The organism is Klebsiella sp. GG_Kp173, from assembly GCF_040062415.1.
In the GTDB taxonomy this organism is placed as follows: domain Bacteria; phylum Pseudomonadota; class Gammaproteobacteria; order Enterobacterales; family Enterobacteriaceae; genus Klebsiella; species Klebsiella quasipneumoniae.
On the sequence record NZ_JBEAFZ010000008.1, the window covers coordinates 28775 to 51062 of the forward strand.

A 22288-nucleotide genomic window follows, 5' to 3' on the forward strand; every position below is an offset into this window, starting at 1 on the left:
ACACAGCCGCCCTATGGTGAGGCCATCACGATAGGGAGAAAGCTATGTTGAAATCACCGTTATTCTGGAAAATCACCACGCTAATCGGCTGTATTGTGCTGTTATCTCTACCTTTAATGATGGTCAGGGAGCTCATCAATGAGCGGGCTGATTATCGCAGCGAGGTAGTGGACGCCATTGAGCAGAGCACCAGCGGTTCGCAAAAACTCGCCGGGCCGCTGATCGCTATTCCGGTAACCGAGACGCTGACCCGCAGGGAGAACCAAAAAGAGGTCGCCTATCAGCGTAGCTGGGTGTACTACTGGCTGCCGGAGTCGCTGGCGGTCACCGGCAAACAGACCGTGGAGTCGAGAAGGGTGGGCATCTACAGCGGGCAGGTATGGCATAACGCCCTGCAGATTAAGGCCACCTTCGATCCGCTGCGTCTGGCGTCGCTGCGAAAAACGCATATCACCCTGGGCCAACCGCGGCTGGTGGTGAGCGTTGGCGATGCCCGCGGCATTGGCGCCATCCATGCCCCGGAGGTCAATGGTAACGTATTAAGCGTGGAGCCGGGGCTGGGGATCAGCGGCGATGGGGCGGGCATCCATATGCCGATGCCTGCGCTGGCGGAGGACAACAAGCCGCTTGAGATTGCTTTTTCGCTCGATCTGAACGGAACGGGCGCATTTTCACTGGCGCCGCTCGGGCGCAACAGCGAGCTGCAGCTGACCAGTAACTGGCCGCATCCCGGCTTTCTCGGCAGCTTCCTGCCAACGAAACGCGAAGTGAATGCTGCCGGCTATCGCGCCCACTGGCAAAGCAGCTGGTTCGCCAATGATATGGGCAGCTATTTCAAGGATGATATGGAGATCCCGTGGTCGCGCTTACCGGCGTTCAGTGCCGATGTCATGTCGCTTGCCGACCAGTACCAGCTAACCGATCGGGCGACAAAATATGCCATCCTGTTAATCGGGCTGACGTTTATGGCCTTTTTCGCTTTCGAGAGCCTGACCCATCGGCCCCTGCATCCGATGCAATATTTGCTGGTGGGCTTATCGCTGGTGCTGTTTTACCTAGTGCTGCTGGCGCTTTCGGAGCACATTGGCTTTACCGCCGCCTGGCTGGCCGCCAGTCTGTGCGGCGCGGTGATGAATGGGATCTACCTCCAGGCGGTGCTCAGGGGATGGCGCAACAGCCTGCTGTTTGTCGCCGCGCTGCTGCTGCTGGATGGGGTGATGTGGTTTCTGCTGCACTCCGAGGACAGCGCGCTGCTGTTGGGGACCGGTGTGCTGGCGCTGGCGCTGAGCATTCTGATGTTTTTGACCCGGCGAGTGGACTGGTATGCGTTATCGTTACCGAAAGGCAGTGCGCCTCCGCCGCCATCTGCCGATGACGACAAACTGCGCCTGTGGAAAGAGTGACGGCATAAAAAAACGGCGCCCTCGGGGCGCCGTTTTCACATCATAGCTGCGGAATAACTCGCATTATTCCTGCAGATCGCCACAGAAACGGTAACCTTCACCGTGAATGGTAGCGATGATTTCCGGAGTATCCGGAGTGGATTCGAAGTGTTTACGAATCCGACGAATGGTCACGTCAACGGTACGGTCATGCGGCTTCAGCTCGCGACCGGTCATTTTCTTCAGCAGCTCGGCACGAGACTGAATTTTGCCCGGGTTTTCGCAGAAGTGCAGCATCGCGCGGAATTCACTGCGCGGCAGCTTGTACTGTTCGCCGTTCGGGCTAACCAGGGAACGGCTGTTGATATCGAGTTCCCAGCCGTTGAACTTGTAGCTTTCCACGCTGCGACGCTCTTCGCTCACGGTACCGAGGTTCATGGTACGGGAGAGCAGGTTGCGCGCGCGGATAGTCAGTTCACGCGGGTTAAACGGTTTAGTGATATAGTCGTCAGCGCCGATTTCGAGGCCAAGGATCTTATCCACTTCGTTGTCGCGGCCGGTTAAGAACATCAGCGCGACGTCGGCCTGCTCGCGCAGTTCGCGCGCCAGCAGAAGACCATTTTTACCCGGCAGGTTGATATCCATGATCACCAGGTTGATATCATTTTCAGACAGGATCTGATGCATTTCCGCGCCATCGGTCGCTTCGAATACATCGTAACCTTCTGCTTCGAAAATACTTTTTAACGTGTTGCGTGTTACCAACTCGTCTTCAACGATAAGAATGTGCGGGGTCTGCATGTTTGCTACCTAAATTGCCAACTAAATCGAAACAGGAAGTACCAAAGTCCCTGACCTGCCTGGTGCATGTCGCAAATTAACATGCGCGGCGTAACATGACTAAAGTACGTAATTGCGTTCTTGATGCACTTTCCATCAACGTCAACAACATCATTAGCTTGGTCGTGGGTACTTTCCCTCTGGACCCGACGGTGTCAAAAACGGCTGACATCCTAACCATTTTAACAGCAACATAACAGGCTAAGAGAGGCCGAACACCCAATAAAACTACGCTTCGTTGACATATATCAAGTTCAATTGTAGCACGTTAACAGTCTTGTGAAATCATTGCATCGCCATGCTCTTTATAGTCACAATCTTTACCCGGCTCAACTAGTTGCGTGGATAAATTAATAAATACAGTGAATCCAATGTCTGGAACGATGCGTCAGATGAAATTTCATTGCCCATCATATGGATAAATGGGTTCTGTTAACATACTCCTTGTCATGGCCTCCTGAGAACAGTTTAGATTTTTTTATGGGTAAGAAAACGCAATTTTAGTGATTTTTGTTGCAAATTTGTAAATTTTCACCGCGTAAAATGGGGGGCTACGCGCCTCAGACAACGCCTGAGAGAGAGAATAAAACCGCAATGCGTTTAACGATTATTTTGGTCGGTCCTGCCCGGGCCGAGAACGTCGGTGCCGCCGCCAGGGCGATGAAAACCATGGGATTTCGCGAGCTGCGGATCGTGGACAGTGAAGCCCATCTGGCGCCGGCGGCACGCTGGGTGGCGCACGGCTCAGGCGACATCCTCGATGGCATCACCACCTATTCCACCCTTGCTGAGGCGCTGCACGACGTCGATTTTACCGTCGCCACCACTGCCCGCAGTCGCGCGCGGTTTCACTATTACGCCACGCCGCAGCAGTTGTTGCCGCTGCTGGAGGAGAAGGCGAACTGGATGACCCATACCGCGCTGGTATTTGGCCGTGAAGACGCCGGATTGACCAATGAGGAGCTGGCCCTGGCCGATGTGCTGACCGGCGTGCCGATGGTCGCGGATTATCCGTCGCTGAACCTCGGTCAGTCGGTGATGGTTTACTGCTATCAATTAGCATCGCTTATGCAACAATCGGCTCCCGCCGCTGCCGCGGCAGACCATCATCAGCTGCAGGCGTTGCGCCTCCGCACCATGGCCTTGCTTTCGCGTCTGGGCGTGGAGGACGATGCCAAACTGGCCGACTGGCTGTCGCAACGATTGGGGCTGCTGCAGCAGCGAGACACGGCAATGTTGCATCGTTTGCTGCATGACATTGAAAAAAACCTACCAGAATAAAGTTCTGTCATTTTTTTTATTTATAGTTTTATGTGCTGTTTTTGCGGGGGTGTCCCGCCAATCTGGGTGTTTTTTCTTGTCGGGGTGGCGCAATACGTAAGCCGGCTGAAATGGGGTTAATTGAGAAATTCATTGACTTAAGACGGCAGATACTTTAACCAATATAGGCAGGACACACAGACAGATAAAAATACAGAGTACACAACATCCATGAATCGCATCGGCATGATTACCACCATTATCACCACCACCATTACCACAGGTAACGGTGCGGGCTGACGCGTACAGGAAACACAGAAAAAAGCCCGCACCTGAACAGTGCGGGCTTTTTTTTTGACAAGAGATCAAGGGGTAAGAACCATGCGAGTGTTGAAGTTCGGCGGTACATCAGTGGCAAATGCGGAACGGTTTCTGCGGGTTGCCGATATTCTGGAGAGTAATGCCAGGCAGGGGCAGGTAGCGACCGTCCTGTCTGCCCCGGCGAAGATCACCAACCATCTGGTAGCGATGATTGAAAAGACCATTGGCGGCCAGGATGCCCTCCCCAATATTGCCGACGCTGAACGCATTTTTGCCGAACTTCTTCAGGGCCTTGCCGACGCCCAGCCCGCTTTCCCGCTCGCCCAGTTGAAAGCCTTTGTTGAGCAGGAGTTTGCTCAGATTAAGCATGTCCTGCACGGTATTAGCCTGCTGGGTCAGTGCCCGGATAGCGTCAATGCCGCGCTGATCTGCCGAGGCGAAAAGCTCTCCATCGCCATCATGGCGGGTCTGCTGGAAGCCCGTGGTCATAAAGTCAGTGTCATTAACCCGGTGGAAAAACTGCTTGCCGTTGGTCACTACATGGAGTCCACGGTCGATATCGCCGAATCCACCCGCCGCATCGCCGCCAGCCAGATCCCGGCAGACCATATGATCCTGATGGCCGGGTTTACCGCTGGCAATGAGAAGGGCGAGCTGGTGGTGCTGGGGCGCAACGGCTCCGACTATTCGGCTGCGGTGCTGGCCGCCTGCCTGCGCGCCGATTGCTGCGAAATCTGGACCGATGTCGACGGAGTGTACACTTGCGACCCGCGCCAGGTGCCGGATGCGCGTCTGCTGAAATCGATGTCTTATCAGGAGGCGATGGAGCTCTCCTACTTTGGCGCGAAAGTGCTGCACCCACGCACCATCGCCCCTATCGCCCAATTCCAAATCCCATGTCTGATTAAAAATACTGGCAACCCGCAGGCGCCGGGAACGCTCATCGGCGCCAGCCGCGACGAGGACGATCTGCCGGTTAAAGGCATCTCTAACCTCAACAACATGGCGATGTTCAACGTCTCCGGGCCGGGGATGAAAGGCATGGTCGGCATGGCGGCCCGCGTCTTCGCCACCATGTCCCGCGCCGGCATCTCGGTAGTGCTGATCACCCAATCCTCCTCCGAGTACAGCATCAGTTTCTGCGTGCCGCAGAGCGACTGCGCGCGAGCCAAACGTGCGATGGAAGATGAGTTTTACCTCGAGCTGAAAGAGGGACTGCTGGAGCCGCTGGCCATTATGGAGCGTCTGGCTATTATCTCGGTGGTGGGCGACGGGATGCGCACCCTGCGCGGTATCTCGGCAAAGTTTTTTGCCGCGCTGGCTCGCGCCAATATCAATATCGTGGCGATTGCTCAGGGCTCCTCCGAGCGCTCCATTTCGGTGGTGGTCAGCAATGACGATGCTACCACCGGCGTGCGCGTGACCCATCAGATGCTGTTCAACACCGATCAGGTGATCGAAGTGTTCGTCATCGGCGTCGGCGGCGTCGGCGGCGCGCTGCTGGAGCAGATCAAACGCCAGCAGGGTTGGCTGAAGAGCAAACATATCGATCTGCGCGTTTGCGGCGTGGCTAACTCTCAGGCGCTGCTGACCAGCGTGCATGGTCTGAATCTGGAAAACTGGAGTGAAGCGCTGGCGGAGGCGAAAGAACCCTTTAATCTTGGCCGCCTGATCCGCCTGGTAAAAGAGTACCACCTGCTGAATCCGGTGATCGTCGACTGTACCTCCAGCCAGGCGGTCGCCGATCAGTACGCCGACTTCCTGCGCGAAGGTTTCCATGTGGTCACGCCGAATAAAAAGGCCAATACCTCTTCACTGGATTACTATCATCAGCTGCGCCACGCGGCGAGCAGCTCGCGCCGCAAGTTCCTCTATGACACGAACGTTGGCGCTGGCCTGCCGGTGATTGAGAACCTGCAGAACCTGCTCAACGCCGGCGATGAACTGCGCCATTTCTCCGGGATCCTTTCCGGTTCGCTGTCGTTTATCTTCGGCAAGCTGGATGAGGGCGTGAGTTTCTCGGCGGCGACGGCAATGGCCCGTGAGATGGGGTATACCGAGCCGGATCCGCGCGACGATTTATCCGGGGTGGACGTCGCGCGTAAGCTGCTGATTCTGGCCCGTGAGATCGGGCGTGAACTGGAGCTGTCGGACATTATCGTCGAGTCGGCGCTGCCGGCGGACTTCGACGCCAGTGGTGATGTCGAGACCTTTATGGCTCGCCTGCCGTCGCTGGATGATGAGTTCGCCTCGCGGATTGCTAAGGCGCGCGATGAAGGTAAAGTCTTGCGCTATGTCGGTAACATCGAAGAGGATGGTACCTGCCGGGTGAAAATTGCCGCCGTTGACGGTAACGATCCGCTGTACAAAGTCAAAAATGGCGAGAACGCGCTGGCCTTTTACAGCCACTATTATCAGCCATTGCCGCTGGTGCTGCGCGGCTATGGTGCCGGGAACGACGTCACGGCGGCCGGCGTATTCGCCGACCTGCTGCGCACCCTTTCCTGGAAGTTAGGAGTTTAAGATGGTCAAAGTATATGCCCCGGCTTCCAGTGCCAATATGAGCGTCGGGTTTGATGTGTTGGGCGCGGCGGTCACGCCGGTCGATGGCACGCTGCTTGGCGACAACGTCACTGTCGAAGCGGCGGAGCAATTCAGCCTGCAGAATCTGGGACGCTTCGCCAGCAAACTGCCGACGGCGCCGCAGGAGAACATTGTTTACCAGTGCTGGGAAAGCTTTTGCCGGGAGATCGGTAAGACGGTGCCGGTGGCGATGACGCTGGAAAAAAACATGCCGATTGGTTCCGGGCTGGGTTCCAGCGCCTGCTCGGTGGTCGCCGCGCTGGTGGCGATGAACGAGTTTTGCGGTAAGCCGCTGAACGAGACGCGCATGCTGGCGCTGATGGGGGAGATGGAAGGGCGTATCTCCGGCAGCATTCACTACGACAACGTGGCGCCGTGCTATCTTGGCGGCATGCAGTTGATGATCGAAGAGAACGGGATTATCAGCCAGCAGGTGCCCGGGTTTGATGAGTGGCTGTGGGTGCTGGCCTATCCGGGGATTAAAGTCTCCACCGCCGAAGCGCGGGCGATTCTGCCGGCGCAGTACCGCCGTCAGGATTGTATCGCCCATGGTCGCCACCTCGCGGGCTTTATTCATGCCTGCTACACCCGCCAGCCGCAGCTGGCGGCAAAATTGATGAAAGATGTGATTGCCGAACCGTACCGAACCAAACTGCTGCCGGGCTTTAGCGAAGCGCGTCAGGCGGCCATGGAGATGGGGGCCCAGGCTTGCGGCATCTCCGGCTCTGGCCCAACGCTATTCGCGTTGTGCGATAAGCCGGACACCGCACAGCGCGTCGCCGACTGGCTTGGCGCGCACTATCTACAGAATCAGGAAGGCTTTGTTCATATTTGCCGGCTGGATACGGCGGGCGCACGCGTAGTGGGATAACCAATGAAACTGTATAACTTAAAAGATCACAATGAGCAGGTCAGCTTTGCGCAGGCCGTTACCCAGGGACTTGGCAAGCATCAGGGCCTGTTCTTTCCGCACGATCTGCCGGAATTCAGCCTGACTGAAATCGACGATATGCTGGCGCAGGACTTTGTCACCCGCAGCGCCAAAATTTTATCCGCCTTTATCGGCGATGAGATCCCGCAGGATGTCCTGCAACAGCGGGTCCGCGCGGCGTTTGCGTTTCCTGCGCCGGTGAGCAAGGTTCAGGAGGATGTCGGCTGTCTGGAACTGTTCCATGGCCCCACGCTGGCGTTCAAGGATTTCGGCGGCCGCTTTATGGCGCAGATGCTGACCCACATTGCGGGCGACAAGCCGGTCACCATCCTCACGGCGACCTCTGGCGATACTGGTGCGGCGGTGGCGCATGCTTTCTATGGTCTGCCGAACGTTAAGGTGGTGATCCTCTATCCGCGCGGCAAGATCAGCCCGCTGCAGGAGAAGCTGTTCTGTACTCTCGGCGGCAACATTGAAACCGTGGCGATCGACGGCGACTTCGACGCCTGCCAGGCGCTGGTGAAGCAGGCGTTTGACGATGAAGAACTGAAGGCGACGCTGGGGCTGAACTCGGCTAACTCCATTAACATCAGCCGCCTGCTGGCGCAGATCTGCTACTACTTCGAAGCGGCGGCGCAGCTGCCGCAGGAAGCCCGCAATCAGCTGGTGATTTCTGTGCCGAGCGGCAACTTCGGCGATCTGACCGCCGGTCTGCTGGCGAAGTCGCTGGGTCTGCCGATCAAACGCTTTATCGCTGCCACCAACGCCAACGACACTGTTCCGCGCTATCTGCAGGGCGGCGAGTGGGCGCCAAAAGCCACCCAGGCGACGCTGTCCAACGCCATGGACGTCAGCCAGCCGAACAACTGGCCGCGTGTCGAAGAGCTGTTCCGCCGTAAAATCTGGCGTCTCAGCGAGCTGGGCTATGCCGCGGTCGATGATGAGACCACCAAAGCGGCAATGCGCGAGCTGAAGGCCATCGGCTACATCTCTGAGCCGCACGCGGCGATTGCCTGGCGCGCGCTGCGCGATCAGCTGCAGCCGGGAGAGTACGGTCTGTTCCTCGGTACTGCGCATCCGGCGAAGTTCAAAGAGAGCGTGGAGGAGATCCTGCAGGAGACCCTGCCGCTGCCGAAAGAGCTGGCCGACCGCGCCGACCTGCCGCTGCTGTCTCACAACCTGCCGGCGGATTTCGCCGCGCTGCGTAAGCTGATGATGGGCTAAATCCTTACCGTCCCCCTGTCGCGTCGAACGCCGCAGGGGGACGCTTACTTACTGCTCGTGGCGTTTAAACACCAGTTCGCCTTTCTCCGAAGCCTCCGCATCAAAGAAATAGCCTTCGCTATTAAAGGATTTCAGCTGCTCCGGCTGGGTTAAGCGATTTTCAATAATGTAGCGGCTCATCAGGCCACGGGCTTTCTTGGCATAGAAGCTGATCACTTTGAATTTGCCGTTCTTCTCATCGAGGAAGACCGGCTTGATCAGCTGGCCCTGCAATTTTTGCGTTTTCACCGATTTAAAATACTCATCGGAAGTCAGGTTGATGACGATATCGTCGCCCTGAGCCTGCAGCGCCTGATTCAGCTTCTCGGTAATGGTATCGCCCCAGAACTGGTACAGATCTTTACCGCGCGGGTTTTCCAGACGGATCCCCATCTCCAGGCGGTAGGGCTGCATCAGGTCCAGCGGGCGCAGCACGCCATACAGGCCGGAGAGCATGCGCAGGTGTCGCTGGGCGAAGTCAAAGTCGTCCTCAGTGAGCGTCTCTGCCTGCAGGCCGGTGTAGACATCGCCCTTAAAGGCGAGGATCGCCTGGCGGGCATTTTGCGGCGTGAAGTCAGGGTGCCAGTCGTGGAAACGGGTGGCGTTCAGATCCGCCAGCTTGTCGCTGATGCTCATCAGCTTGCCGATTTGCGGCGCGGTCAGCTGACGGGCGATGCTGATAAGCTGTTGAGAATACTCGAGGAGTTCGGGCTGGGTATAGCGAGTCGTTGCCAGCGGGCTTTGATAATCGAGCGTTTTAGCAGGTGAAATCAGAATCAGCATATCCAGTCCTTGCAGGTAATTTCGACGAATTTTAACAAAAAAAGTGCATGGTGGGATCGATAGCTGCGATTGCCGCGCTATTCTCGCGGCAGTTCATTCCACGCGCCCGGGGCCAGCTGCTGGTGAATTTCGGGATAGCGCGACGCATCAAAAGTGGGCTGGATGCCCAGCTGGCGCTGACGCAGATAATCACTGGCGATAATTCGCACCGTCGGGGAGAGCAGCAGGATGGCCGTCAGGTTGGTCATCGCCATCAGCGCCATAATGATATCCGCGCTCTGCCAGACGACCGGCAGGCTAACCAGGGTCCCCAGCAGCACCATCAGGACGGTGAGTATTCGCAGACCCCAGATATAGCGCGGCTTATCCAGATGCAGAAAGATCAGATTATTTTCCGCATACACGTAGTTGGCCACGATAGAGCTAAAAGCGAACAGTAGCACGATGAGGGCGATAAAATCCGCTCCCCAGCCGCCGACCAGCACGCTCATCGCGTGTTGCAAGTCCTGAATACCATTGAGCGTATATTCATTGTCGGGCCGCGGCGCCAGCATGACGATAATCGCGCTGGCGGTACAGATCACGATGGTATCGATAAACACGCCAATCATCTGCACGATACCCTGCGCCGCCGGGTGCGGCGGCCATGAGGCGGCGGCTGCGGCGGCATTAGGCGAAGAGCCCATCCCTGCTTCATTGGAGAACATGCCGCGCTGAAAGCCGCTGGTCAGCGCCTGGCTGATGGTGTAGCCCACCGCGCCGGCGGCGGCTTCCTGCCAGCCGAAGGCGCAGCGAAAGATGGTGGCGAAAATCGTCGGCAGGGCGGTGATATGCCACAGGCCGATAAGCAGGCTGGTGGCGATCCATAGCAGCGCCATGATGGGCACTATCCACTGCATCAGGCGCGCCACGCCGCGTAAACCGCGGAGGATGGCCAGCAGAACGACAACGGCCAGCACGCCGCCGCTGACCGCCGCCGGCAGATCGAACGCATAGCGCAGGGCATGAGCCACGGAGTTGGCCTGCACGGTATTGAAGATAAAGCCATAGGCCAGCAGCAGGAGGATCGAAAACAGGACGCCCATCCAGCGCATGCCGAGCCCGCGCGCCATATACCAGGCCGGGCCGCCGCGGAACTGGCCGCGGCTATCGCGTTCTTTATACAACTGGGCAAGGGAACATTCGGCGAAGCTGCTGGCCATGCCGAGCAGGGCGGAGACCCACATCCAGAATACCGCTCCTGGTCCGCCGGCGGCGATGGCCAGCGTGACGCCGGCAAGATTACCGCTGCCAACCCTGGCGGCAAGACTGGTACATAACGCCTGAAAAGAAGTTAAACCGCCCGGCTGCGGGTGCAGGCTTTTTTTCAGACTGCGGCTAAATTTGCGCACGTAACGGAACTGAATACCCCGGGTTTGCCAGCTAAACCAGATCCCTGCGCCCAGTAGCAGATAAATCATCACTGAGCCCCAGAGTATTTCATTGATAAATGAGAGAAAATCAGGCATTAAACATCCTCTTGTCCATGCCGGCACGCCAGTGTAAGCGTTACCAATTAAGTGACAATCCTTGCGCTTTCAGCAAATTAATCTGCATAGTTTATCACACTCTGCGCTCTTCTCTCGTCGGCGGTTGCGCTGACCCGGCAGCGTGTTATCATCTGGGCAGACCGGTTACATCCCCTTAACTGCTGTTTAAGAGAAATATATCATGACGGATAAATTAACTTCTCTGCGTCAGTACACCACTGTCGTCGCTGACACCGGAGATATTGCGGCAATGAAGCTGTATCAGCCTCAGGATGCCACCACCAACCCTTCCCTGATCCTCGGCGCGGCTCAGATCCCTGAGTACCGTAAGCTGATTGACGACGCTGTGGCCTGGGCTCGTAGCCAGAGTAGCGATCGCGCGCAGCAGATCCTTGATGCTTCCGATAAGCTGGCGGTGAACATCGGTCTCGAAATCCTGAAACTGATCCCGGGCCGTATCTCCACCGAAGTGGATGCACGTCTCTCCTACGACACCGAAGCGTCTATCGCCAAAGCTAAGCGCATCATCAAGCTGTATAACGACGCGGGCATCAGTAACGATCGTATTCTGATCAAGCTGGCTTCCACCTGGCAGGGCATTCGCGCCGCTGAGCAGCTGGAAAAAGAAGGCATCAACTGCAACCTGACCCTGCTGTTCTCCTTCGCTCAGGCTCGTGCTTGCGCCGAAGCGGGCGTCTTCCTGATTTCGCCGTTCGTTGGTCGTATCCTCGACTGGTACAAAGCAAACACCGACAAGAAAGAGTACGCGCCGGCAGAAGATCCGGGCGTGGTTTCCGTCAGCGAAATCTACGAGTACTACAAGCAGCACGGTTATGAAACCGTAGTGATGGGCGCTAGCTTCCGTAACGTTGGTGAAATTCTTGAACTGGCTGGCTGTGACCGCCTGACCATCGCCCCGGCGCTGCTGAAAGAGCTGTCCGAGAGCGAAGGCGCCGTTGAGCGTAAACTGGTGTATACCGGTGAAGTGAAAGCGCGTCCGGAGCGTATTACCGAATCTGAGTTCCTGTGGCAGCATAACCAGGATCCGATGGCGGTAGACAAACTGGCGGAAGGTATCCGTAAGTTTGCGATCGACCAGGAAAAACTGGAAAAAATGATCGGCGAACTGCTGTAATCCCGCAGGTGGCCGACGCCCGTCGGCCACATTACACTGTCTGTCCCGCCAGCAGCAGTGTATCATTTCGTTTAACGCTACAGTTTGAACGGAATAACCATGAATACCTTACGAATCGGCTTAGTTTCCATTTCCGATCGCGCCTCCAGCGGCGTCTATCAGGACAAAGGCATCCCGGCACTGGAAGAGTGGCTGGCGCGTGCCCTCACTACCCCTTTTGAACTGCAGACTCGCCTGATTCCGGATGAGCAGGTCATTATTGAGCAAACGCTGTGCGAACTGGTTGACGAGATGGGGTGCCACCTGGTGCTGACCACCGGCGGAACCGGCCCTGCGCGTCGCGATGTGACGCCCGACGCCACGCTGGCGATTGCCGATCGCGAGATGCCGGGCTTCGGCGAGCAAATGCGCCAGGTTAGCCTACACTTTGTGCCGACGGCGATCCTTTCCCGGCAGGTCGGGGTGATCCGCAAGCAGGCGCTGATCCTCAATCTACCAGGACAACCGAAAGCGATTCAGGAGACCCTGGAAGGGGTGAAAGATGCTGACGGCAACGTGCTGGTGCACGGTATTTTCGCAAGTGTACCTTATTGTGTACAGTTGCTGGAGGGGCCTTATGTGGAAACCGATGGTCGTGTGGTAGAAGCATTTCGTCCAAAAAGCGCCAGACGCGAAACTTTATCCTGAATTTGATGCATTTGTGACATAACCTGCATCGCTGATGGTGTGCCGTTTTATTTACGATATAGTGCTGTTTACTTTACACACTATAAAATACGCTGCACACCTCAGGATGAAATCGCGTTATGTCATATGCAAACCGACCGCTCAACCGCCAGGATTATAAAACGCTAACGCTGGCCGCCCTTGGCGGCGCGCTGGAGTTTTATGACTTTATCATCTTCGTTTTCTTCGCCGCCGTCGTCGGCGAGCTCTTCTTCCCCGCGGATATTCCGGAATGGCTGCGCCAGGTACAGACCTTTGGCATTTTCGCCGCCGGTTACCTGGCGCGTCCGCTGGGGGGGATCATCATGGCCCACTTTGGCGATCTGGTAGGGCGTAAGAAAATGTTTACCCTCAGCATTCTGCTGATGGCGGTGCCGACCCTGGCGATTGGTCTGCTGCCGACCTACAGCTCGGTGGGCATCGTCGCGCCGCTGCTGTTGCTGCTGATGCGTATTCTGCAGGGGGCGGCGATCGGCGGCGAGGTGCCTGGCGCTTGGGTGTTTGTCGCCGAGCATGTTCCGGAAAAACGCATTGGTATCGCCTGCGGCACGCTGACGGCCGGCCTGACCGTAGGCATCCTGCTGGGATCGGTGGTGGCGACGCTTATCAACACCAGCCTGACGCCGCAGGGGATCCACGACGGCGGCTGGCGGATCCCCTTCCTGCTGGGGGGCGTATTTGGCCTGGTGGCGATGTATCTGCGCCGCTGGCTGCAGGAGACGCCGATTTTTCTTGAGATGCAGCAGCGCAAAGCGCTGGCGCAGGAACTGCCGGTAAAGGCGGTCGTCCTCAAGCACCAGAAGGCGGTGGCGGTCTCTATGCTGCTGACCTGGCTGCTGTCGGCAGGCGTGGTGGTGGTGATCCTGATGTCGCCGGTCTGGCTGCAGAAACACTATGGCTTCGCCCCGGCGATGACCCTGCAGGCCAACAGCATTGCCACGATTATGTTGTGCATCGGCTGTCTGCTCGCCGGGCTGGCGGCGGACCGCTTCGGCGCCAGCCGCACCTTTATCGTCGGCAGCCTGCTGCTGGCGGTTGCCAGCTGGGCATTTTATCACCTGTCCGGCGCCAGCCCGCAGCGGCTGTTTCTGCTGTACGGTACGGTGGGACTCTGCGTGGGTGTGGTGGGGGCGGTGCCTTATGTCATGGTGCGGGCCTTCCCGGCGGAAGTGCGCTTCACCGGCATTTCCTTTTCCTACAATCTGTCGTACGCGATTTTTGGCGGCCTGACGCCGATTGCCGTCACGATGCTGATGGGGGTGTCGCCGATGGCCCCGGCCTGGTATGTTCTGGCCTTGTCGCTGATGGGCTTGGGATTAGGTATCTGGCTGCGTCAGGGGCTGACGGCGGCGAGGTTGCCGGAAGGGGAGCTGCAGCGCTAAGCAGGGTTTACCGATGATGACCAGCCGCCGCCCTGTCACAGGGCGGCGGCGGAAGATTAACGCGGTTCGCCGATCGGCAACACGGTGCGGCCGAACTGCTCGTTCAGCACTTCGCCCATCGCCAGGTAAATGGCGCTGGCGCCGCAGATCAGGCCGATCCAGCCGGCTACTTTCACGATGCCTTCGTTATCTACCAGATGCCCAATCGCCAGCAGCGCGAACAGCACCGTCAGGCTCAGGAACACGAACTGCAGCATACGTGCGGCTTTCAGCGTGCCGAAGAACATGAACAACGTAAAAATACCCCACAGGCCGAGATACATACCGAGGAAGTGCGCGTTCGGCGCATCAGCCAGGCCCATTTTCGGCATCAGAAGGATAGCAACCAGCGTCAGCCAGAAGCTGCCGTAGGAGGTAAAAGCGGTCAAGCCAAAGGTGTTGCCTTTTTTGTATTCCAGCAGGCCGGCAAAAATTTGCGCAATGCCACCGTAAAAAATGCCCATCGCCAGGATAGCTACATCGAATGCGAAGAGGCCGCTATTCGCCAGGTTAAGCAGAATAGTGGTCATGCCGAAGCCCATAAGGCCCAGCGGTGCCGGATTAGCCAACTTAGTGTTGCCCATAATTCCTCAAAATTATCATTAAAAGGGAAGCATTACCCCGCGACTTGGCGGCGGGGCGCGGCATAATAATGAGGCGCGTAAAGGCTGTCTATGATCTGGCGGGGTATTTTTCACCAATTTCAGTTGCGCCCGACGACGAGTGGAGCATTTGTCGTAAACAGGCAATTTGCAGGACCGCGGGGATGGTGACCCGATAAGCGCTGCCGCTCACCGCTTTCACGCTGTTCAGCGCGGCGCCAAGCGGCCCCCCCAGCCCGGCGCCGCGTACCAGGCCATGACCGATGACGCTCACGGCGGCGTGCGTGCGCAGGATGGCGGTTAACCGCTCATCCAGTAGCAGGGCAACGCCTTCACTCAGCTTGCGGCGTCTCAACAGATGGGGCAGTAGGCTTTCCAGCTCATGACTCGGGCACTCCACCGCGGCGAGAAACTGCGTTTTTTGTGCCGCATCCAGCTTATTCCAGCTGTGCTGCAGAAAATGCGTCAACAACTGTTGCTCAATCTGCGGCGTCGTCATCTGTTTATCGACCTTTGCCTTCAGCCTCTTACACACATCCAGCAGGATGGCGCGATAAAATTTGCCATGGCGGCGCAGCGTATTGGCGATGCTGTCGCCGCCGAAATGCTGTAGCTCGCCGGCGATCAACTGCCAGTTGCGGCGATAGCGCTCCGGGTGGCCCTCCATAGACAGAAAGGTTTCGTTGCGCAGCAGCGTACTGGAGAGACGGGGTTTGCCATTTTCCCCGTGGGTCAGAATACGGGTAAACGCTTCCAGATGCGCCTCGCTGCACTCAGGCAGAAAGGCGAGATCGTCATCATCCAGATAATTAATACGCATAACGTTTTCTCTCGGGCAGGGGACGACGTTAGTCGTCGCCGATAATTTTCAGTGAGGCCATATCTGAGGAGTTGACCGTCTGGCCGGAGAAGGCGATTTTTTTCACACAGCGCTTGTTGTCGTTATCGCTGTTGAGGGTGATCCAGCCGGTGGTGTTGCCCTCTTTGATCCCGGCGGGCACGTTCAGCGTGTGGCTGGCGCCGTGGCTGGCCTTAAAGTAGACGGTTGCTCCGGAGAGCTGTATATCGCCGCGCTCGGCGCTGAGCTGAATACGTTTGACCACCCGGCAGACGGGGAGCTTCAGCGTCAGATCGTTGGTCTCATTGCGCGGCATGGCAATCACGCCGAGGATCTTATGGTCGTTGGCGGCCGCCGAGGTGATAACTGACATGCTAAGGATAAGCCCCGCTGAAAGCCGGAATAGTGATTTCATTAATCTGTCCCCTGAATAAGTAAAGTGCGAGGGCGGGGATCTTATCACTGCGAAAACGGGGCTTTTAGCGCACAAGTATTGCGTTTTATGTCAATGATATTATGAATATATTTGGTTATTTTATTCGTTATTTATATGGATGTTTCGCCATCTTTTTTGCCGCCCGGCAACATCGTTTGCTGAGCCATCGGCGACAGGGGGCGAGGGCGTCGGCTGGTACCCGGCAAAAAATTTTTCTACTTGCCCCTTGATGCCGGAGTGGGCGACCCCATCTTGTAGTCAACCGCAGTGAAGAACCTGAAAAAAAATGATGTCTGGGCAGTTGAAACCGCAGGTTTCGCCCTTATTACAGGTTCACAACCACATGTTGATCGAATTTTTAGTGGAGACGTTTAGATGGGTAAAATTATTGGTATCGACCTGGGTACTACCAACTCTTGTGTAGCGATTATGGATGGCACTACTGCACGCGTGCTGGAGAACGCCGAAGGCGATCGCACCACGCCTTCTATCATTGCCTATACCCAGGATGGTGAAACTCTGGTTGGTCAGCCGGCTAAACGTCAGGCAGTGACAAACCCGCAAAACACCCTGTTTGCGATTAAACGCCTGATTGGCCGCCGCTTCCAGGACGAAGAAGTTCAGCGTGACGTTTCTATCATGCCATACAAAATTGTTGCCGCAGACAATGGCGACGCATGGCTGGATGTGAAAGGCACCAAAACGGCACCGCCGCAGATCTCTGCTGAAGTGCTGAAAAAAATGAAGAAAACGGCTGAAGATTACCTGGGTGAACCGGTAACTGAAGCGGTTATCACCGTACCGGCTTACTTCAACGATGCGCAGCGTCAGGCCACCAAAGATGCTGGCCGTATCGCCGGTCTGGAAGTCAAACGTATCATCAACGAACCGACCGCGGCCGCGCTGGCGTACGGTCTGGATAAAGAAGTGGGCAACCGTACTATCGCGGTTTACGACCTCGGTGGTGGTACTTTCGATATCTCTATTATCGAAATCGACGAAGTGGATGGCGAAAAAACCTTCGAAGTACTGGCGACCAACGGTGACACCCACCTGGGCGGCGAAGACTTCGATACCCGTCTGATCAACTACCTCGTTGATGAATTTAAGAAAGATCAGGGCATTGACCTGCGTAACGACCCGCTGGCGATGCAGCGTCTGAAAGAAGCCGCTGAGAAAGCGAAGATTGAACTGTCTTCTGCTCAGCAGACCGACGTTAACCTGCCGTACATCACTGCAGATGCGACCGGTCCGAAACACATGAACATCAAAGTGACTCGCGCGAAACTGGAAAGCCTGGTAGAAGACCTGGTTAACCGTTCCATCGAGCCGCTGAAAGTAGCCCTGCAGGATGCCGGTCTGTCCGTTTCCGATATCAACGACGTGATCCTCGTTGGTGGTCAGACTCGTATGCCGATGGTGCAGAAGAAAGTGGCCGAGTTCTTTGGTAAAGAACCGCGTAAAGACGTTAACCCGGATGAAGCCGTGGCGATCGGTGCTGCCGTTCAGGGCGGTGTACTGACTGGTGATGTGAAAGACGTTCTGCTGCTCGACGTGACCCCGCTGTCGCTGGGTATCGAAACCATGGGCGGCGTGATGACTGCGCTGATCAGCAAAAACACCACCATCCCGACCAAGCACAGCCAGGTGTTCTCTACCGCTGAAGACAACCAGTCTGCGGTCACCATCCATGTGCTGCAGGGTGAGCGTAAACGCGCGTCTGATAACAAATCTCTGGGTCAGTTCAACCTGGATGGTATCAACCCGGCGCCGCGCGGCATGCCGCAGATCGAAGTGACCTTTGACATCGATGCTGACGGTATCCTGCACGTCTCCGCGAAAGACAAAAACAGCGGTAAAGAGCAGAAGATCACCATCAAAGCCTCTTCCGGTCTGAATGAAGAAGAAATTCAGAAAATGGTTCGCGAAGCGGAAGCTAACGCCGAATCTGACCGTAAGTTCGAAGAGCTGGTACAGACCCGCAACCAGGGCGACCATCTGCTGCACAGCACTCGCAAGCAGGTTGAAGAAGCAGGCGATAAACTGCCGGCTGACGACAAAACTGCCATTGAGTCTGCGCTGACCGCGCTGGAAACTTCGCTGAAAGGTGAAGACAAAGCGGACATCGAAGCGAAAATGCAGGCGCTGGCGCAGGCTTCCCAGAAGCTGATGGAAATCGCCCAGCAGCAGCATGCTCAGCAGCAGGCGGGTTCCGCTGACGCTCAGGCGAGCAACGCGAAAGACGACGATGTTGTCGACGCTGAGTTCGAAGAAGTGAAAGATAAAAAATAATCGCCCTTTGAACGGGTAAAACACTGGCACGGGCGAAGAGGTTTCCTCTCCGCCCGTGCACGCATGTTAAGGGGCTGAAAAACACCGATGGCAAAGCAAGATTACTACGAGATTTTAGGCGTCTCCAAAACAGCGGAAGAGCGTGAAATCAAAAAGGCTTATAAGCGCCTGGCCATGAAGTATCACCCGGACCGCAACCAGGGTGATAAAGAGGCCGAAGCCAAATTTAAAGAAATCAAAGAAGCGTATGAAATCCTGACTGATGCCCAGAAGCGTGCGGCCTACGATCAGTACGGCCACGCGGCCTTTGAGCAGGGCGGCATGGGCGGCGGCGGCGGTTTTGGCGGCGGTGCGGACTTCAGCGATATCTTTGGCGATGTTTTCGGCGATATCTTTGGCGGCGGACGTGGCCGGCAGCGCGCGGCGCGCGGCGCCGATCTCCGTTACAACATGGAGCTGACGCTGGAAGAAGCGGTACGTGGCGTCACCAAAGAGATCCGTATTCCGACGCTGGAAGAGTGCGACGTCTGCCACGGCAGCGGCGCCAAAGCAGGCAGCAAACCGCAAACCTGTCCGACCTGTCATGGCGCAGGCCAGGTACAGATGCGTCAGGGCTTCTTTGCGGTACAGCAGACCTGTCCGCACTGTCAGGGACGCGGTACGCTGATTAAAGATCCGTGCAATAAATGTCATGGTCACGGCCGCGTTGAGAAGACCAAAACCCTGTCGGTTAAAATCCCGGCGGGCGTGGATACCGGAGACCGGATCCGTCTGGCGGGCGAAGGTGAAGCCGGCGAGCATGGCGCACCGGCAGGCGATCTGTACGTTCAGGTCCAGGTGAAGCAGCACGCTATCTTTGAGCGTGAAGGCAACAACCTGTACTGCGAAGTGCCGATCAACTTCACCATGGCTGCGCTGGGCGGCGAGATTGAGGTCCCGACGCTCGACGGCCGCGTCAATCTCAAGATTCCGGGCGAAACCCAGACCGGCAAACTGTTCCGCATGCGCGGCAAAGGCGTGAAATCCGTTCGCGGCGGCGCGCAGGGCGATCTGCTGTGCCGGGTGGTGGTGGAGACGCCGGTGGGGCTGAACGAGAAGCAGAAGCAGCTGCTGAAAGAGCTACAGGAAAGCTTCGGCGGCCCGACCGGGGAAAACAACAGCCCGCGTTCGAAAAGCTTCTTTGACGGTGTGAAGAAGTTCTTCGACGATTTGACCCGCTAATTCCGCTTTCGCTGACTCCTGGCCCGGGCCTTTGCTGCCCGGGCTTTTTTTGTCTTATCGCTCCTCTTTTGCTCGTAAAAATCGAATGTTTGCTCAACTTAAATCTGATTTTTTCGAGTTATCAGTTTGTGTATTATGCTTTTATCGAGTTATTCACCAACAGGATGAAAGTAAAAGTGAAACATCTGCAACGATTCTTCAGTAGCGATGCTTCCGGCGGCATTGTCTTAATCATCGCCGCGGTGCTGGCGATGGTCATGGCAAATACCAGCGTGACCAGCGGTCTGTATCACTCCTTCCTTGATACGCCTGTACAGCTGCGGGTGGGGGCGCTGGAGATCAACAAGAATATGCTGCTTTGGATCAATGATGCTCTGATGGCGGTGTTCTTCTTGCTGATTGGCCTGGAGGTCAAACGCGAGCTGATTCAGGGCTCGCTGGCGAGTCGTCGTCAGGCGGTCTTTCCGGTGATTGCCGCGCTCGGCGGGATGATCGTCCCGGCGCTGGTCTATCTGGCCTTTAACGCTCAGGATCCTGTCGCCAGAGAGGGATGGGCGATCCCGGCAGCGACGGATATTGCCTTTGCCCTTGGCGTGCTGGCGCTGTTAGGCAGCCGCGTCCCGACGGCGCTAAAGATTTTCCTGATGGCGCTGGCGATCATTGATGACCTGGGGGCTATCGTGATTATCGCGCTGTTTTATACCCACGACCTGTCAATGCTCTCGCTGGGCGTGGCGGCGGCGGCGATTGCGGTGCTGGTGGCCCTGAATCTGAGCGGCGTGCGGCGCACTGGGATCTATATTCTGGTCGGCGCGGTGCTGTGGACGGCGGTGCTGAAGTCCGGCGTTCACGCGACGCTTGCCGGGGTCATCGTCGGCTTTATGATTCCGTTACAGGAAAAGCAGGGTAAATCCCCGGCCAAAGCGCTTGAGCATGTCCTGCACCCGTGGGTCGCGTTTATGATCCTACCGCTGTTTGCCTTTGCCAACGCGGGTGTCTCGTTGCAGGGGGTCACACTTGATGGACTGACGTCGCTGCTGCCTCTGGGCATCATGGCCGGCCTGTTTATCGGTAAGCCGCTGGGGATCAGCCTGTTCTGCTGGCTGGCCCTGAAGCTGAAGTGGGCCTCGCTGCCGGAGGGGACCACCTGCGGGCAGATTATGGCGGTGGGTATCCTGTGCGGGATTGGCTTTACGATGTCGATTTTTATCGCCAGTCTCGCCTTTGGCAACGTGGATCCCGCGTTGATCAACTGGGCCAAGCTTGGCATCTTGATCGGCTCAGTGTTATCGGCCGTCACCGGATACTTCATACTGCGTCAGCGCGCGACGGATACTCGCCTCGCGGTATAACCTTTCTGCGGAGGGCCTCTCCGGCCCTCCAGGACATTATCAGGGAGAGAAGCATGTCACATATCAACTACAACCATCTGTACTACTTCTGGCACGTCTATAAAGAAGGGTCTGTCGTGGGCGCGGCGGAGGCGCTGTTTCTGACGCCGCAGACCATTACCGGGCAGATCAAAGCGCTGGAGGAGCGTCTGCAGGGTAAATTATTCAAGCGCAAGGGAAGAGGGCTGGAGCCGAGCGAGCTCGGGGAGTTGGTCTTCCGCTATGCCGACCGGATGTTTACCCTGAGCCAGGAGATGCTCGACATCGTCAACTATCGCAAAGAGTCTAATCTGCTGTTTGACGTCGGCGTGGCCGATGCGCTCTCGAAGCGGCTGGTCAGCGGCGTGCTGGATGCCGCCGTTGTCGAAAGCGAGCAGATTCATCTGCGCTGTTTTGAATCCACCCATGAGCTGCTGCTGGAGCAGTTGAGCCAGCATAAGCTCGATATGATTATCTCTGACTGCCCGATCGACTCGACGCAGCAGGAAGGGCTGTTTTCGGTGAAGATTGGCGAGTGTAGCGTCAGCTTCTGGTGTATGAACCCGGCGCCGACGAAGCCGTTCCCGGCTTGTCTCGAAGAGCGACGGCTGCTAATCCCCGGCCGACGATCGATGCTGGGACGTAAGCTGCTGAACTGGATTAATGTGCAGGGTCTGAAGGTGGAGATTCTCGGCGAGTTTGACGTCGCGGCGCTCATGAAAGCCTTTGGCGCTGCGCATAATGCGATATTTGTCGCGCCGACGCTCTACGCGCATGATTTCTATCATGATGAATCGATTGTCGAAATTGGCCGCATGGATAGCGTGATGGAGGAGTATCACGCTATTTTCGCCGAACGGATGATTCAGCATCCGGCGGTACAGCGCATCTGCAATCGCGATTATTCGTCGCTGTTTACTGAACCCAGATAGCCGGAAAGCGTGGCTGGCGTGGCTCAGGTCGCGCCAGGACGGGGAAGATGACAGGCATAAAAAAACCCGCTTTCGCGGGTTTTTTCACAAAGCGACAACAAGCAGCGATTAAGCCAGTTTGTTGATCTGAGCGGTCAGGTTAGCCTTATGACGCGCAGCTTTGTTTTTGTGGATCAGACCTTTAGCAGCCTGACGGTCCACGATCGGTTGCATTTCGTTAAATGCTTTTTGTGCAGCAGCTTTGTCGCCAGCTTCGATAGCTGCGTATACTTTCTTGATGAAAGTACGCATCATAGAGCGACGGCTAGCGTTGTGCTTGCGAGCCTTTTCAGACTGAACGGCGCGCTTCTTAGCTGATTTGATATTAGCCAAGGTCCAACTCCCAAATGTGTTCTATATGGACAATTCAAAGGCCGAGGAATA

At 56.7% G+C, this 22288-nt stretch carries 21 protein-coding genes and 1 other annotated feature; of the genes, 14 read left to right on the top strand and 7 right to left on the bottom strand.

Going from position 1 to position 22288, the window contains the following annotated elements; genetic code table 11:
- Positions 1-44: 44 nt before the first annotated feature.
- Entirely contained in the window at positions 45-1403 is a 1359-nt protein-coding gene (creD, locus tag ABLU50_RS07145) for a cell envelope integrity protein CreD (protein ID WP_057213326.1), read from the top strand.
- A 63-nt stretch (positions 1404-1466) separates the two neighbouring features.
- Here the strand turns inward: creD and arcA are convergent, their stop codons facing one another.
- Positions 1467-2183, bottom strand: a complete 717-nt coding sequence (gene arcA, locus ABLU50_RS07150) for a two-component system response regulator ArcA (RefSeq protein WP_002887843.1) — start codon at positions 2181-2183, stop codon at positions 1467-1469.
- A 95-nt stretch (positions 2184-2278) separates the two neighbouring features.
- Here arcA and yjjY point away from each other — a divergent pair, with 95 nt between their 5' ends.
- The 6 genes from yjjY (at position 2279) to thrC (ending at position 8541) form a co-directional block, all read left to right on the top strand.
- Positions 2279-2419: a protein YjjY gene (yjjY, locus tag ABLU50_RS07155; RefSeq protein WP_004146984.1), complete on the top strand. Its 141-nt coding sequence runs from the start codon at positions 2279-2281 to the stop codon at positions 2417-2419.
- Between the two features lie 397 nt (positions 2420-2816).
- Entirely contained in the window at positions 2817-3503 is a 687-nt protein-coding gene (locus tag ABLU50_RS07160; protein ID WP_057213328.1) for a tRNA/rRNA methyltransferase, read from the top strand.
- 210 nt (positions 3504-3713) lie between these two features.
- On the top strand, positions 3714-3782 hold the full coding sequence (gene thrL / locus ABLU50_RS07165) for a thr operon leader peptide (RefSeq protein ID WP_004222578.1): 69 nt from the start codon (positions 3714-3716) through the stop codon (positions 3780-3782).
- Positions 3721-3838 (top strand) — a sequence feature (Thr leader region). Its footprint overlaps the gene before it by 62 nt.
- Before the next feature lie 25 nt (positions 3839-3863).
- The gene (thrA, locus tag ABLU50_RS07170) at positions 3864-6326 is read left to right on the top strand and encodes a bifunctional aspartate kinase/homoserine dehydrogenase I (RefSeq protein ID WP_087833128.1); all 2463 of its coding nucleotides are present in this window, start codon (positions 3864-3866) and stop codon (positions 6324-6326) included.
- A 1-nt stretch (position 6327) separates the two neighbouring features.
- Positions 6328-7257 (top strand): homoserine kinase, encoded by a 930-nt coding sequence (thrB, locus tag ABLU50_RS07175; RefSeq protein ID WP_002887853.1) that lies wholly within the window; start codon positions 6328-6330, stop codon positions 7255-7257.
- 3 nt (positions 7258-7260) lie between these two features.
- Positions 7261-8541: a threonine synthase gene (thrC, locus tag ABLU50_RS07180; RefSeq protein WP_002887863.1), complete on the top strand. Its 1281-nt coding sequence runs from the start codon at positions 7261-7263 to the stop codon at positions 8539-8541.
- Between the two features lie 48 nt (positions 8542-8589).
- Here thrC and yaaA read toward each other — a convergent pair whose 3' ends face one another.
- On the bottom strand, positions 8590-9363 hold the full coding sequence (yaaA, locus tag ABLU50_RS07185) for a peroxide stress protein YaaA (RefSeq protein ID WP_087833127.1): 774 nt from the start codon (positions 9361-9363) through the stop codon (positions 8590-8592).
- A gap of 77 nt (positions 9364-9440) precedes the next feature.
- Entirely contained in the window at positions 9441-10871 is a 1431-nt protein-coding gene (locus ABLU50_RS07190; protein WP_004204227.1) for a sodium:alanine symporter family protein, read from the bottom strand.
- A 202-nt stretch (positions 10872-11073) separates the two neighbouring features.
- On the opposite strand from ABLU50_RS07190, the gene tal reads away from it, so the two are divergent.
- The 3 genes from tal to ABLU50_RS07205 all read left to right on the top strand — a co-directional run bounded on the left by tal (position 11074) and on the right by ABLU50_RS07205 (position 14135).
- On the top strand, positions 11074-12027 hold the full coding sequence (tal, locus tag ABLU50_RS07195) for a transaldolase (protein ID WP_004204228.1): 954 nt from the start codon (positions 11074-11076) through the stop codon (positions 12025-12027).
- A 99-nt stretch (positions 12028-12126) separates the two neighbouring features.
- Positions 12127-12714 (top strand): molybdopterin adenylyltransferase, encoded by a 588-nt coding sequence (gene mog, locus ABLU50_RS07200; RefSeq protein ID WP_004204229.1) that lies wholly within the window; start codon positions 12127-12129, stop codon positions 12712-12714.
- 119 nt (positions 12715-12833) lie between these two features.
- Complete coding sequence (locus ABLU50_RS07205) at positions 12834-14135, top strand: MFS transporter (RefSeq protein WP_004204230.1); 1302 nt, start codon at positions 12834-12836, stop codon at positions 14133-14135.
- Positions 14136-14191: 56 nt separating this feature from the next.
- Here ABLU50_RS07205 and satP read toward each other — a convergent pair whose 3' ends face one another.
- The 3 genes from satP to ABLU50_RS07220 form a co-directional block, all read right to left on the bottom strand.
- The gene (gene satP / locus ABLU50_RS07210; protein ID WP_004204231.1) at positions 14192-14758 is read right to left on the bottom strand and encodes an acetate uptake transporter; all 567 of its coding nucleotides are present in this window, start codon (positions 14756-14758) and stop codon (positions 14192-14194) included.
- 88 nt (positions 14759-14846) lie between these two features.
- Positions 14847-15596 carry an acidic protein MsyB gene (msyB, locus tag ABLU50_RS07215; protein WP_060656767.1) on the bottom strand — a complete coding sequence of 250 codons (750 nt, stop codon included), beginning with the start codon at positions 15594-15596 and terminating at the stop codon, positions 14847-14849.
- A 28-nt stretch (positions 15597-15624) separates the two neighbouring features.
- On the bottom strand, positions 15625-16029 hold the full coding sequence (locus ABLU50_RS07220) for a DUF2541 family protein (protein ID WP_087833126.1): 405 nt from the start codon (positions 16027-16029) through the stop codon (positions 15625-15627).
- 396 nt (positions 16030-16425) lie between these two features.
- On the opposite strand from ABLU50_RS07220, the gene dnaK reads away from it, so the two are divergent.
- The 4 genes from dnaK to nhaR all read left to right on the top strand — a co-directional run bounded on the left by dnaK (position 16426) and on the right by nhaR (position 21865).
- Complete coding sequence (gene dnaK, locus ABLU50_RS07225) at positions 16426-18342, top strand: molecular chaperone DnaK (RefSeq protein WP_004204234.1); 1917 nt, start codon at positions 16426-16428, stop codon at positions 18340-18342.
- A gap of 87 nt (positions 18343-18429) precedes the next feature.
- Entirely contained in the window at positions 18430-19563 is a 1134-nt protein-coding gene (gene dnaJ, locus ABLU50_RS07230) for a molecular chaperone DnaJ (RefSeq protein WP_002887955.1), read from the top strand.
- Between the two features lie 176 nt (positions 19564-19739).
- Positions 19740-20915, top strand: a complete 1176-nt coding sequence (gene nhaA, locus ABLU50_RS07235) for a Na+/H+ antiporter NhaA (protein WP_087833137.1) — start codon at positions 19740-19742, stop codon at positions 20913-20915.
- Between the two features lie 53 nt (positions 20916-20968).
- The gene (nhaR, locus tag ABLU50_RS07240; protein WP_323084021.1) at positions 20969-21865 is read left to right on the top strand and encodes a transcriptional activator NhaR; all 897 of its coding nucleotides are present in this window, start codon (positions 20969-20971) and stop codon (positions 21863-21865) included.
- 108 nt (positions 21866-21973) lie between these two features.
- On the opposite strand, the gene rpsT is transcribed toward nhaR, so the two are convergent.
- A complete protein-coding gene (gene rpsT, locus ABLU50_RS07245; RefSeq protein ID WP_002887965.1) occupies positions 21974-22237 on the bottom strand; it encodes a 30S ribosomal protein S20 in 264 nt (87 codons plus the stop codon).
- Positions 22238-22288 lie beyond the last annotated feature (51 nt).

Coding starts and splice junctions, on each gene's coding strand:
- creD (WP_057213326.1), top strand. CDS start 45: ATGTTGAAATCACCGTTATTCTGGAAAATCACCACGCTAATCGGCTGT.
- arcA (WP_002887843.1), bottom strand. CDS start 2,183: ATGCAGACCCCGCACATTCTTATCGTTGAAGACGAGTTGGTAACACGC.
- yjjY (WP_004146984.1), top strand. CDS start 2,279: ATGACTAAAGTACGTAATTGCGTTCTTGATGCACTTTCCATCAACGTC.
- ABLU50_RS07160 (WP_057213328.1), top strand. CDS start 2,817: ATGCGTTTAACGATTATTTTGGTCGGTCCTGCCCGGGCCGAGAACGTC.
- thrA (WP_087833128.1), top strand. CDS start 3,864: ATGCGAGTGTTGAAGTTCGGCGGTACATCAGTGGCAAATGCGGAACGG.
- thrB (WP_002887853.1), top strand. CDS start 6,328: ATGGTCAAAGTATATGCCCCGGCTTCCAGTGCCAATATGAGCGTCGGG.
- thrC (WP_002887863.1), top strand. CDS start 7,261: ATGAAACTGTATAACTTAAAAGATCACAATGAGCAGGTCAGCTTTGCG.
- yaaA (WP_087833127.1), bottom strand. CDS start 9,363: ATGCTGATTCTGATTTCACCTGCTAAAACGCTCGATTATCAAAGCCCG.
- ABLU50_RS07190 (WP_004204227.1), bottom strand. CDS start 10,871: ATGCCTGATTTTCTCTCATTTATCAATGAAATACTCTGGGGCTCAGTG.
- tal (WP_004204228.1), top strand. CDS start 11,074: ATGACGGATAAATTAACTTCTCTGCGTCAGTACACCACTGTCGTCGCT.
- mog (WP_004204229.1), top strand. CDS start 12,127: ATGAATACCTTACGAATCGGCTTAGTTTCCATTTCCGATCGCGCCTCC.
- ABLU50_RS07205 (WP_004204230.1), top strand. CDS start 12,834: ATGTCATATGCAAACCGACCGCTCAACCGCCAGGATTATAAAACGCTA.
- satP (WP_004204231.1), bottom strand. CDS start 14,758: ATGGGCAACACTAAGTTGGCTAATCCGGCACCGCTGGGCCTTATGGGC.
- msyB (WP_060656767.1), bottom strand. CDS start 15,596: ATGCGTATTAATTATCTGGATGATGACGATCTCGCCTTTCTGCCTGAG.
- ABLU50_RS07220 (WP_087833126.1), bottom strand. CDS start 16,029: ATGAAATCACTATTCCGGCTTTCAGCGGGGCTTATCCTTAGCATGTCA.
- dnaK (WP_004204234.1), top strand. CDS start 16,426: ATGGGTAAAATTATTGGTATCGACCTGGGTACTACCAACTCTTGTGTA.
- dnaJ (WP_002887955.1), top strand. CDS start 18,430: ATGGCAAAGCAAGATTACTACGAGATTTTAGGCGTCTCCAAAACAGCG.
- nhaR (WP_323084021.1), top strand. CDS start 20,969: ATGTCACATATCAACTACAACCATCTGTACTACTTCTGGCACGTCTAT.